The 10,658-nt window shown below is 41.2% G+C and carries 13 protein-coding genes; 9 read left to right on the top strand and 4 right to left on the bottom strand.

Going from position 1 to position 10,658, the window contains the following annotated elements; genetic code table 11:
- The first annotated feature begins 122 nt into the window (after positions 1–122).
- Both H6S82_RS07005 and H6S82_RS07000 read left to right on the top strand, forming a co-directional pair.
- Positions 123–461, top strand: a complete 339-nt coding sequence (locus tag H6S82_RS07005; protein WP_190469659.1) for a DUF433 domain-containing protein — start codon at positions 123–125, stop codon at positions 459–461.
- Positions 454–840, top strand: a complete 387-nt coding sequence (locus tag H6S82_RS07000) for a DUF5615 family PIN-like protein (protein ID WP_190469662.1) — start codon at positions 454–456, stop codon at positions 838–840. The genes H6S82_RS07005 and H6S82_RS07000 overlap by 8 nt, the downstream gene beginning before the upstream one ends.
- 213 nt (positions 841–1,053) lie before the next feature.
- On the opposite strand, the gene H6S82_RS06995 is transcribed toward H6S82_RS07000, so the two are convergent.
- Positions 1,054–1,272 carry a hypothetical protein gene (locus H6S82_RS06995; RefSeq protein ID WP_190469666.1) on the bottom strand — a complete coding sequence of 73 codons (219 nt, stop codon included), beginning with the start codon at positions 1,270–1,272 and terminating at the stop codon, positions 1,054–1,056.
- A gap of 161 nt (positions 1,273–1,433) precedes the next feature.
- Here H6S82_RS06995 and H6S82_RS06990 point away from each other — a divergent pair, with 161 nt between their 5' ends.
- The 6 genes from H6S82_RS06990 (at position 1,434) to H6S82_RS06965 (ending at position 7,013) form a co-directional block, all read left to right on the top strand.
- Positions 1,434–2,684 carry an NACHT domain-containing protein gene (locus tag H6S82_RS06990; RefSeq protein ID WP_190469669.1) on the top strand — a complete coding sequence of 417 codons (1,251 nt, stop codon included), beginning with the start codon at positions 1,434–1,436 and terminating at the stop codon, positions 2,682–2,684.
- Positions 2,685–2,742: 58 nt separating this feature from the next.
- Positions 2,743–2,946 (top strand): hypothetical protein, encoded by a 204-nt coding sequence (locus tag H6S82_RS06985; protein ID WP_190469672.1) that lies wholly within the window; start codon positions 2,743–2,745, stop codon positions 2,944–2,946.
- Between the two features lie 13 nt (positions 2,947–2,959).
- Positions 2,960–3,835, top strand: coding sequence for a hypothetical protein (locus H6S82_RS06980; RefSeq protein ID WP_190469675.1), 876 nt, complete (start codon positions 2,960–2,962; stop codon positions 3,833–3,835).
- A gap of 287 nt (positions 3,836–4,122) precedes the next feature.
- Positions 4,123–6,369, top strand: a complete 2,247-nt coding sequence (locus H6S82_RS33320; RefSeq protein WP_242056846.1) for a hypothetical protein — start codon at positions 4,123–4,125, stop codon at positions 6,367–6,369.
- Positions 6,370–6,438: 69 nt separating this feature from the next.
- A complete protein-coding gene (locus H6S82_RS06970; protein ID WP_190469678.1) occupies positions 6,439–6,708 on the top strand; it encodes a type II toxin-antitoxin system ParD family antitoxin in 270 nt (89 codons plus the stop codon).
- A complete protein-coding gene (locus tag H6S82_RS06965; RefSeq protein ID WP_190469681.1) occupies positions 6,705–7,013 on the top strand; it encodes a type II toxin-antitoxin system RelE/ParE family toxin in 309 nt (102 codons plus the stop codon). The genes H6S82_RS06970 and H6S82_RS06965 overlap by 4 nt, the downstream gene beginning before the upstream one ends.
- 40 nt (positions 7,014–7,053) lie before the next feature.
- Here H6S82_RS06965 and H6S82_RS06960 read toward each other — a convergent pair whose 3' ends face one another.
- The 3 genes from H6S82_RS06960 to H6S82_RS06950 form a co-directional block, all read right to left on the bottom strand.
- Positions 7,054–7,263, bottom strand: coding sequence for a hypothetical protein (locus H6S82_RS06960; protein WP_199315448.1), 210 nt, complete (start codon positions 7,261–7,263; stop codon positions 7,054–7,056).
- Positions 7,264–7,343: 80 nt separating this feature from the next.
- Positions 7,344–8,234 carry an alpha/beta hydrolase gene (locus H6S82_RS06955; protein WP_190469684.1) on the bottom strand — a complete coding sequence of 297 codons (891 nt, stop codon included), beginning with the start codon at positions 8,232–8,234 and terminating at the stop codon, positions 7,344–7,346.
- Positions 8,235–8,349: 115 nt separating this feature from the next.
- Complete coding sequence (locus H6S82_RS06950) at positions 8,350–9,804, bottom strand: hypothetical protein (protein ID WP_190469687.1); 1,455 nt, start codon at positions 9,802–9,804, stop codon at positions 8,350–8,352.
- A 295-nt stretch (positions 9,805–10,099) separates the two neighbouring features.
- Between H6S82_RS06950 and H6S82_RS06945 the strand changes: the two genes are divergently transcribed.
- Positions 10,100–10,657, top strand: coding sequence for a DUF1269 domain-containing protein (locus H6S82_RS06945; RefSeq protein WP_190469688.1), 558 nt, complete (start codon positions 10,100–10,102; stop codon positions 10,655–10,657).
- The last annotated feature ends 1 nt before the right edge of the window (position 10,658 follow it).

Genomic DNA, 10,658 nt, shown 5'->3' with positions numbered 1-10,658 from the left:
ATTTATGGTTTCTGGGTGTAGTGCGATCGCACATTAAATTTATCTTAATTAACCTTCACAGATTAATGCTATAATGTTATTTGCTGTCTCCTCCTCCTGGAATATAATGGTAATGAGGATTTATGAATTTTAAATTAGTTGATTCTTTAGTGCAGTTAATCGAATCTCTGGATATAGAAGAATACGCTTTATTGCAAGATAAATTACAAAATAGAATAATTCAGAAAACAGCAGGAGTCTGTGGGGGTCATGCCTGCATCCGTCAAACGAGAATACCAGTCTGGACTGTAATTTCTTTGCAACAGCAAGGAGCCGATTATCAAGAAATTATCCGAAATTTTCCCAGCTTAACGATACCTGATTTGAGCGCAGTACAGGCTTACTATGAAAACAATAAAGTAGAAATCGATCGAGTTATTGCTTACCACCAAGATGATGCTGATATAGAAATCGATGATTAGATTTTACTCAAATGAAAATTTTCCTTTGGACATGGTGCAAGCTTTACGCGACTTCGGCTATGATGTGCTGACATCTTATGAGTCTGGACGAGCCAATCAAAGGATTTCAGATGATGAAGTTTTAGCCTTTGCCAAGAGTGAACAGCGAATTGTAATTACCCTAAATCGAGATGATTTTATTGCCTTGCATCGCCGGAACAAAGACCATGCAGGTATTATTATTTGTAAGGACGATCGAGACTATCAAGGGCAAATAGAATTTCTCTATCACTATTTATTATCTCAAACTGAAAACCTTGAGCATCGTCTCATTCGAGTGCTGAAACAGAATCAACCCAAATATGCTCAACCAATTTTTGTGATTAGGGAGTACTTATAGAGATTGTATTTAAGCCGTAAATTTTAACTGTTTAAAGGTGAAGTTAGCACAGTTGGAAAATGCCCATCTCAAGGAGTTGATCGCACTGGAATTACATTGCGATCGCAATTTTAGGATGCAAATCGCCAAACGAACCAATGGTCGTTAAAACAATACGACTCACGATTTTGCCTGAGTATGGTGAATAAATAAGGTAGATTATTTTATCATTATTTATGGTTTCTGGGTGTGGTGCGATCGCATCCAAATACAATATAACATTGTCACCAGTAACCATCCCGACGCACAGCAAAAACCAGGAAAGGCAACAGGAATATTCGGTAAAGACTGTGCATTAACTTCAATCACCTGATTAATATAAGGTTGGACAAAATTATCAAAAGCGTTTTCTAACGCTTCCCGTTGTTTGAGTTTATCTTGTTGGGTATCCATGATTCACCTCGTTTTTTGGCTTTGAGGTGAATTGTTTTTTTGGGCTTTTGCCCAATCAAACCCAGCGATAAAATTCTGAAACCCTTGTATAATGAGACTTAGGGGCTTGGGCAAACCCCTCCGTTTGGGCAAGGGGTGATCTTGAAGCTAAAAATGTAGCGATGGCACGAAAATACGGGAAAAACGAAACCACACTAAGCAACGTCTTAAAATTGGTTAAGGCGTTACTCGCACTTGCAGATGGGGAAATAGCCGTTCCAGGGGATAAGCTGAAAGCTACATTTAAAGTGGAATGGGTCAAGGAAGATGAGTTGCTGGTATCGGGGAAAGTTCAGCAGAAACGAAACAACAGAACCCAATACGTTGAGAAAGGTATAACTAAAGAAGATTTATGGACATTGGTAGAATGTTTGGGAGAAGCGTTAGAACTTTGCCAACCCAAGGATGAAGAGAAAGTAGATAATGTACAGAGAAAAGCTAATGCAATTCAAGATATTCTGGACTGCCTAAAAGATTTAGATATACTCGCTCCTAAACCTAGTGCAAAAACTCAAGGCTTTTGGAAATTTTCCCTGAAGCTGAAACATCAAACTGCTAGAAAAGAAGATAATTTAAAAGTAATTGACGAGCGATGGAAGATTAAAATTGGTTCTGTCACAGTAGAGACATCCCATCAAACGGTGATATCGAAAGATAAACCCATAAACTGGCAAGAAATCTGTCGGCAAAACCTGGCGCTACAAAAACAACTCACCACCAACCCCTTTACCAACGCCTACGGGGTGACACCGCAACTCGATGACATTTATGTTCCTTTAGCAATTGTTGAAAGCAAACCGCCTAAATCTCACTCAAGAAATCAGCCAAAAGAAAAGGAAGAAGAAAAACTTATTCCCATTGCGGAAGAATGCTTTTTTGAGGATGTATTGCGACAAGGGAAAAGCCAAATTAGTCAAGGGAGAAAAATAGCGCTTATTGGTGAACCGGGTTCTGGTAAAACCACGCGGTTACAGAAAATTGCCGATTGGATTTTAGAGCAAGATTTGGGATTGCCGATTTGGATATCTTTGGCAGATTTAACCCAAACGACAATTACCCAATATATCGAAGAAATCTGGCTGAAACAAACAGGTAAAAACCTTACGATTGACGAACTCACCCAACAGAAAGAACGGATTTGGTTATTGTTGGATGGGTTAGATGAAATGACATCGAGGGTAGAAACGCGCCATGTTTCGGCACTGTTGGGGGGATGGGTGCAGGCGGCGCGAGTGGTGGTGACTTGTCGGGTGAATGTTTGGGAAGCGGATAAGAATGCTTTTTCGGGGTTTGATGTGTTTCGGAATCTTCCCTTTGAAGTAGAGCAAGTTGAGTTATTTATCCGGCGTTGGTTTAGCGAAGATAACCGATGATCGCCCCTGAAACGACTAAAATAGAATCACAGAATTACAGACTGAGGCTAACTGTTCTATGCCCGAAATCGTCGAAATTCCCCTGGAACTGACTCGCTTTCAACTGTCGCCAGCAGTTCAATCCCGTTTGCAATTTCTCTTGGATCGTCAGGATGAAGGCTACACCCTATCTCAAGCAGAACGACAGGAAGCCGAGGGACTGGTTGAATTGATGGAATTTTTATCATTGCTACAGTTACGTTCAACATGGGTAAGTCAGTAATCATCTACATTCAATGACTAGGTTTATTCACGATCAATTTGCCAAAGATTATTTAGAAGAATTGTTAGCGCCTTTTGGGGAGGTGAAAGCACCGCGCCGCGTTTCTGCCGAAGTGCGAGAAATTGATGTTTGGTTTTCTCCCACTACCAATACTGATATTTTAGGATTACTCGGTAAGTTAGCAGCAACGCCTTCAGTGTTTGAACCTTTCCGCAATGCAGTTTCTGCTGAGGATATCAACGGTTGCTTATCCAAGCTTTTAACTCTGTGGGGGGAGTTGCAGCGAGAAGCTAATCGCCAAAAAGAGCGGCTAAATGAAGAAAATTTACCGCGTTTGTGGATTCTTACCCCGACTGCATCTGCATCAATTCTCGCCGGATTTGGCGCTAAAATTAAATCAGGTAACTGGGGAGAAGGAATTTATTTTCTACCGTCATCTTTGCGGACGGCAATTGTAGTTATTCATCAATTACCGAAAACGCCAGCTACTCTTTGGCTAAGACTTTTAGGCAAAGGAAAAGTGCAGGAAGAAGCAATTGATGAAATTCAACAACTACCGCTAAATCATCCTTTGCGTTCAAATGTTTTCAATTTATTGACCAATTTCCAAGCAAATTTGCAAACAACAGCAAGTTTAGACCAAGAGGAAAGGAGTTTAATTATGAAGTTATCACCTTTGTATGTTCAATGGGAAGAAGCTGCTCTTAAGAAGGGAGAAGCACAAGGAATGCGTCTGATGGTTGAGAGTATGTTGGAAGTTAAATTTGGAGAAATTGATGAAGAATTAGCTCAAATTGTGGAACCTTTGAGTCAATTACCAGCGAAGGAGGTAACGCAGTTGATTATGCAGTGCGATCGCACTCAGTTATTAGCGAGATTTAAGCAGTAAAATTAACCGCGTGTATTGACCTCTAGAAACCGGGTTTCTGCCTACATATTTAGGTGAAAAACTAGCTTTTTTAGAGAAACTCGGTTTGTTTTTGAGATTAGTTTTTGTTTGGCGATCGCATCCAAATACAATATACAGCAGATTGCAGATAAATGAAGTACAAATATGTATGATAAAAGTCTTGTATTGCGGGCATCTTGCCCGGAACAAGTGTACGGTAAATATGCTGTATCAATCCTGTAGACCCTAACTTGTAGGTAATTCTTTTGACTCTGGAGATATCCCTGATGACTGCATCTTTGCCTAGTCTTGCCGATTCTTTGATTCAAGCCCTCCATCAACCAGGGCAGGAAAGGTTGCTAGATTTGGTGCGGAATCCTTTACGCCTAACCTTGCTCTGCATAACTTGGGATGGGACTTTACCAGAGACACAAGCTCAATTATACGAAAATTATCTGAAAAAGTTTTATGACTGGAATCAAAATTTGCAGGAACTAAGAGATTGTGCAGAACGTTGCCAAACAAATATTACCGCTTTAAAAAAGCAGCTAAATCAGCAACTTGGGGAATTAGCAAAAGCTGCCCTTGATTTACCGAAAGAGGGTTTTCGCCTGTCTCAATCCTTGGTTGAAAAATATTTAGGTGAAGAACTTGATGATAAATCTTTATGCTATCTAGCCTTGCAGTTAGGCTGGCTGAACCGAGTAGGTAAAGATAACCGAGGTCAGTTTATTTTTGCTTTTTATCATGCCACGTTTCAGGAATATTTTGCAGCGTTAGCGGTGGATGATTGGGATTATTTTTTACCTCGAAATCATCTTAATTTTCCGGTGGCGGGGAAGGAATATCGGATTTTTCAATCGCAGTGGAAGCAGGTGATTTTGTTGTGGTTGGGGCGTGAGGATGTTGCGGATGAGGAGAAGGAGGGGTTTGTTCGGAAGTTAGTTGAGTTTAGAGATGGATGTGGTGATTTTTATTATTATTTTGCTAATTTTTCAGCAGCCGATTATCTTCGATATATTTGCTTATGTGACTTGAACAATCTAATAATAAAAAAAATTAATCAGTGGAGTCTTGAAGATGGAATTGAACAGAGATTAGGAGGTATAACATATTACCCCTATACATATTTGGCCAAAGATTTTTTATTGAAAATAGAAAAGACGAAATTCACAAGAAAAGACATTCCTATTGTTATAGATAATCCAAAGGAACAAGAAATACTGAATTTTATCGAAAAATTAAACAAAATTCATAAATCTGATATTCGATTACTCAATTTTATCGATTCTTATCGTAATAGTTTTGAAGGGATGAGTTTTTTGTGTTTTGTATTCATATATATCTTAGATGATAAAATAAAAACAGAATTTAACAGATTAAATCTAGAAAAATCAATCAAAGAGATAATCCTAGACCCTGCAAGCTTTTTTGTTACATACTTATTTAAAGGATTACATCGCTTAATATGTGACAAAGATTCAGGATTACAAGAATTAAAAAAGATTTTAGAACAATATGAACAATACAAAATAGAATCTCAATCTTTATTTGAGCAAATCAATGTTGTTAATAAAATCAATGAATATACCATTGCTATGATCGACATTATTGAAAGATCATTAGTTCTTGACGATTCGGCAAAAAAGCGATTACACAAACAAATATTACAGCTTAAATCGGCAAATAATCTCAACAATATTCTTAGAATATTGTGGGAAATTTTGGATATTGCAAATATCTATAAAGAGGGGTGGATTATAATGAAAAACATTGATATTCTCTTTGAATTTGGCTCAGATAATAAAAGACCAATAGATATAGCATTAGAATTTTTCATAGAAAGCTATGATAGTCCTATTGCTAATCCAATGGCAGCTGCGACTTTAGTGAATATAATAAAAATTGAAACAAGCGCCAAAGTAACAGAGATATTAAGACAAAATATTGATTTTTATGACAAAAATAATTATGATGAAAAACCTAATTTAGGGCTATTTTCAATTTTCTGGCATTGTGCCGCCAACCTACCCTACCCCGACTTCTATCGCGCATGGCACGGTTTAACCGAAACCCAAACCTCCCCCCTCATCCAAACCCTCAACCTCGCCCATCTTCCCCAACTCCTGCAAACCCAACTCACCGAAACCAACCTCCACCAAACCCTGCAACTCTTCTGCATCAACGGTAGCAAATTCGATAACCGCGATAACCCCGTCACCGATATCTACCTGCAACTCGTCAAAAAACACCACTGTCCCAAATCCACAGAAGGCACACCCCGCACCCTCACGGAACTCAAAATCTACTGGCAACTCCTAGACTGGGAAAAACACCCCATCCTCATTTTCTACGAAGAGGCGAAACCCCAAGGTTTTAGCCAAACTTTTCTCGATTTTCTCACTCGCTTCGACGCTACAATTTGCGTTATCTCCGACTCACCCCATCCCACCATTCCCACCTTCTCACCCCAAGATCCGCACTTGATTCAAAGTATTATGAATTGGGTAAAACGCACTATTTTAGAAGCTTGATGCTATAATTAAGCTATAATATCTACAAAGCCTAATCCTAACTCAAAATGACTAAAACTGAGGTTAGAAATGAATATATCGTTAAGTTCAGAAATTGAGAAGTTTATTGAAAGTCAGGTAGAAAGCGGTAAGTATCCTTCTGCTGAAGAAGTCATCGTGGCAGGTATCAGGCTCTTAGAAGAACGAGAACGCATTTACAAAGGGCGGTTTGAGGAATTGAAAAAGGAAATTATGCTTGGTGTTGAAGCTTCAGAACGAGGTGAGGTTATTGATGGAGAAACGGTTTTCTCCCAACTGCAACAGAAGCTGCAACAACGTCGAGAGCAAGCTGGTTTATGACTAATATTTGTCGTTTTACATCTCCCGCCAGCCGAGATATTGAAACCATTATCGATTTGATTGCTGACAATAGTGGTTTTGATGCGGCAGAACGCTTCCTGAAAAAAGTCAATCAAAAGTGTAAGAATTTAGCAACTTTTCCAAATATGGGGCGTCGGCGTGATGAACTCCTTGAGGAGTTGCGAAGTTTTCCAGTTGATGATTACCTGATTTTTTATCGCCCAATTGAAGGGGGAATTGAGATTTTAAGGGTAATCAGTGGCTATCGGGATTTGTCAGGACTTTTTGAAGAACCTTTTGAGTAGTGATAATTTTTTTCAAGGCTAGTTAATACATATTATATGCCTATTCCTCTATCATTTGTCTCAGTTCGTTAATATTTGAGGAAAACTTTAGTTCCCCTTCTTGCTGTTCTACCTGCGCTAACTTAAAGTTATCATATATCTCATCGCGGCGTTCTTCACGGATGTATTGCTTCAACAACAGTTGAATTTTCTGCTTTTCAGCTATGGAAAGACTTTTGATTACCTCGACTACATCATTAAAAGTCATCATTTACAAGACCTCACGGTACTGACCTACTTTTAATAATGGCATAACACTCCCCGATACACCATATTTCTGAGGTGAAGCAATTAGCTGTTCAAAAAAGGCAGGATAACTTCTGCCAATTTATCTGCATATTCTTCATGCAATCCCAAGGAACCTGGTAAGAGGCGAGATTGCACTCCGGGTAATTGGGATAGCGCTTCCATTTCTGCTTTTGATTTGGGTGGACTTTGTTCGCCGATTGCTACCATTACTGGGATGGACAAATCTTTAAACCAAGCGAGAAAATCGGAACGATTTTGAACTGGATCTAATGCGCCTGTGACAAAAGCGGCAGATGCAAATCGCGCACCGGGTTGTTGGGTGGTTTGCCATTTTTGTTGGATAAAATTGTCGGTGAGGATATCTCCTTTGGCAAAAACGTGACCGCGATACATGAAGTTAAGAAATGGCGGTATTGTGTTGAGTGCGTAAAGCATTTCTCCTAAGATGGGCGATCGCACTATCTCTCTGAGTATGTTAGACTGTTCCTCGTTTAACCCCATTGTTGGCAATGGCCCGCGCCAAGTGGGGGCGGCTAAAACAATGTGCGAAAAAATGTCTGGTTGCGTTTTGGCCAGTTTCATCGCATAACCGGCAGCATGACCGGCTGCTACAACGGCGGCTGGCTTATTAATGATATTTTTGACAAAATATTGTAGGAATTGATGATATAAAGCCGGTCGGTAATCTAGCTGCGATCGAGATGATTGACCGAATCCCGGCCAATCTACCGCTACAACTTGAAACTGGGAAGCGAGGGATTTTGCCAGTTCGCCCATTTCCCCGCGTGTGGAAACGCTGCTCAATGCTGGTAGCAGCAATACTGTTTTTCCTTCTCCAAGGATATCGTAGGCGATCGACAACTGCTGTCCTTGCCAAATCCATTGGTATTCTTGGCGTGTAGCGCCAATAGTTTCAAGTGTTAATTGGCTCATATTTTTAGGGGCTAGGGACTAGGGGCTAGGGGTTAGGGAAGAGGGGAAAGAGTTGGGAGTAGGTTTAATTGTTCAAGCTATGTAGCTGAGAAGTGATAACTATTCTTATTCTATATTATTGGATGCTTCGTTCTAAATTAAGATATTTTTCTAAGTCCACAATTTGAGGATTGGGAAATTGTTTGACGACGCGCCACAGCACGGTATAACTGCCATCCGATCGACGATACACTGGCCGAAAAGCGATCAGGAGATCGGCGCTAGGCGTTTCCAGCAACGAGTCGAGGATGCGGCGCTGTCTGTTGGTGATGGGATCGCCACTGAGAAGAACTTCCGGTAACTGGAATTGCACAGTCCGTACTAAATAAGTATGATTTAGCACTGCTGGCGCTTGGGCGAAGATCGGTTCGGATAAGCCAAAATTCTGTTCCTTACCAGTAATAAATCTTCTGCGGTCTACTTGCAATGAAGCTAACTTATTTGGCGGTCGATAATTGAGGAAAAATTGGCGCGTGTTCGTTGCAACTGCGCTCAACCCAGAATCGATATTTTCGAGCGGGATATCGCCAATATCGACGAGAAATCCATAGTTGATTTCTTGCGGAAAAATTTGGAAATTATCATCGGCAATTTGAATTTCCAGTTGCGGAACGAAGGGAGGATTATCATTTATTCGAGTTTGTTCGCTGTTTTCTATCTCCAACTTTAATAAGTTGGTAAACGGAAAACTTTCTGCGTTAGTAGGTAGCAGTCTATTGCGTAAGTTATTTGAGTCTTGGTTATAAAATTCGGCCTTGAGAATGCGAGTTATACCAGTGTTAGGCAAACCGAGAAACTGCGCGTATGGTTCCAATTCTGCTCTGAATAAACCATAAGGGTTATCTCCATTAATTGAACTCACTTCATCGGTAACTGTAAATGGAGTTCCTCGCGGAAAAGTTTTTCGCGCTTGGTCTAAAAATGTCTTAGCTGCTAACAAAGGCGCAGTTGCTTGCAAGGGGGGTACGATCGCAGGTGGAATAGGCGCTTCGTAGTTAGCGATCGCTTGCTTGGGAACTCTGCCAACCCCTAAAATAGGATCGGCTTCCTCTTGTGCTATTGGCGATGTTTCGACTGTTTCCGATCTGCGATCGAGTCCTGTCACACGGCGATCGAGCAAAGGCCGCAGCGAATCCAGTTTTTGTGTGGAAGAATAGAGAAGACAGTAAACTCGTACCTGTTCCGCACTCAAAGATCCTACAGCTGGCAGATCTTCAAAATTTTCTGTAGCAGTTGGCGCACAAAGAACATTGGGGAATGGATAGTAGCTTTTGAGCAAGCGATCGACAGATGATGTGTGCAGGAAAAGTTGACCTCGGACAGCTTTTACTCGATCGGGATCTGGACTGAGGAGCGCTCTTTCAATTCTGGATATCAAATATATTTGTTGCTGCACCAGTTCTTGCGCTGGTGGCCAAAAATCCGGCTGTTCGCTGGGAGGGAAAACAGTAGATGGATCTTCCACCGCCAAAACTTTGAGCGGTTGCGATAATAAACCTAGCATCAAGAGTAGCGAGAAGTAATAGCGCATTTTAATTGTGTTTTCGATCGACCCGTTTCTAGCGTATCATGAAAGTGAGTTTTAGGGAATTTTTTTTACCACTTCTGGGTGTGAAAGAAGAACGCTTCCGAACGCAGATAGGTTTTGAGTTTAGTTTGCCCATTTGTTTGCAAAAAGCAAAACGTTGAGCGGAATCTCTTTCTTTTGACAGACAAGAAATATTATATGTGACTGCAAACTCACATCCAGCGATTGATGCACAAACCTGTGAAAACTAGCCAATCTAGGAAGTAATAAATATGCCTTGTCAGTAGAGGAAAGAGTCATGGCGCTTAGTCCTTATCAACGAGCTTTTGGTGTTTTTGCTAATCCTGAAGATATCCGCAACGCTCTCAACGAGCTGGAAGCAGCTGGATTCCCGATGGGCCAGATTTCCGCGATCGCAAAAAATCCGGAACGACAAACTGTGGAAGTCCGCGAAGTCACGGGAAACAAAGCACAGGAAGGAACTACCATAGGCGCGATCGCAGGTGCTACAGTTGGCGGTAGCGTTGGTTTGGCGCTGGGACTGGCGACAGCTGCCGCATTGCCGGGAATTGGCCCAGTGGTATTATTGGGAGCGGCAGCCACAGCTCTGGCTACTACTTTAACGGGTGGCGTCATGGGTGCAACCGCAGGCGGCTTGATTGGCGCGTTAGTAGGTTGGGGAATGCCCGAAGAACAAGCTACAGTGTATCGCGATCGCATCTACAAAGGCGATTACCTGATCATGGTAGAAGGTTCTGAGGCAGATATCCGCCAAGTAGAAGCCGTTTTCAGCCGCTGGAACGTACAGGAATTCAGGATTTACGACCTCGCACCGGGGGTAGGGGCTAGGGGCTAGG

Source organism: Planktothrix sp. FACHB-1355, from assembly GCF_014748295.1.
Lineage (GTDB): Bacteria > Cyanobacteriota > Cyanobacteriia > Cyanobacteriales > Aerosakkonemataceae > Aerosakkonema > Aerosakkonema funiforme_A.
Note: the sequence above shows the minus strand (reverse complement) of the source record. Positions and strands in the feature narration are given on the sequence as shown.

What these genes read in the sequence shown, in the direction of transcription:
- H6S82_RS06950 (WP_190469687.1), bottom strand. Translation starts at nt 9,804, where the DNA reads ATGCGCTATTACTTCTCGCTACTCTTGATGCTAGGTTTATTATCGCAA.
- H6S82_RS06980 (WP_190469675.1), top strand. Translation starts at nt 2,960, where the DNA reads ATGACTAGGTTTATTCACGATCAATTTGCCAAAGATTATTTAGAAGAA.
- H6S82_RS07000 (WP_190469662.1), top strand. Translation starts at nt 454, where the DNA reads ATGATTAGATTTTACTCAAATGAAAATTTTCCTTTGGACATGGTGCAA.
- H6S82_RS07005 (WP_190469659.1), top strand. Translation starts at nt 123, where the DNA reads ATGAATTTTAAATTAGTTGATTCTTTAGTGCAGTTAATCGAATCTCTG.
- H6S82_RS06985 (WP_190469672.1), top strand. Translation starts at nt 2,743, where the DNA reads ATGCCCGAAATCGTCGAAATTCCCCTGGAACTGACTCGCTTTCAACTG.
- H6S82_RS06955 (WP_190469684.1), bottom strand. Translation starts at nt 8,234, where the DNA reads ATGAGCCAATTAACACTTGAAACTATTGGCGCTACACGCCAAGAATAC.
- H6S82_RS06965 (WP_190469681.1), top strand. Translation starts at nt 6,705, where the DNA reads ATGACTAATATTTGTCGTTTTACATCTCCCGCCAGCCGAGATATTGAA.
- H6S82_RS06960 (WP_199315448.1), bottom strand. Translation starts at nt 7,263, where the DNA reads ATGATGACTTTTAATGATGTAGTCGAGGTAATCAAAAGTCTTTCCATA.
- H6S82_RS06970 (WP_190469678.1), top strand. Translation starts at nt 6,439, where the DNA reads ATGAATATATCGTTAAGTTCAGAAATTGAGAAGTTTATTGAAAGTCAG.
- H6S82_RS33320 (WP_242056846.1), top strand. Translation starts at nt 4,123, where the DNA reads ATGACTGCATCTTTGCCTAGTCTTGCCGATTCTTTGATTCAAGCCCTC.
- H6S82_RS06990 (WP_190469669.1), top strand. Translation starts at nt 1,434, where the DNA reads ATGGCACGAAAATACGGGAAAAACGAAACCACACTAAGCAACGTCTTA.
- H6S82_RS06945 (WP_190469688.1), top strand. Translation starts at nt 10,100, where the DNA reads ATGGCGCTTAGTCCTTATCAACGAGCTTTTGGTGTTTTTGCTAATCCT.
- H6S82_RS06995 (WP_190469666.1), bottom strand. Translation starts at nt 1,272, where the DNA reads ATGGATACCCAACAAGATAAACTCAAACAACGGGAAGCGTTAGAAAAC.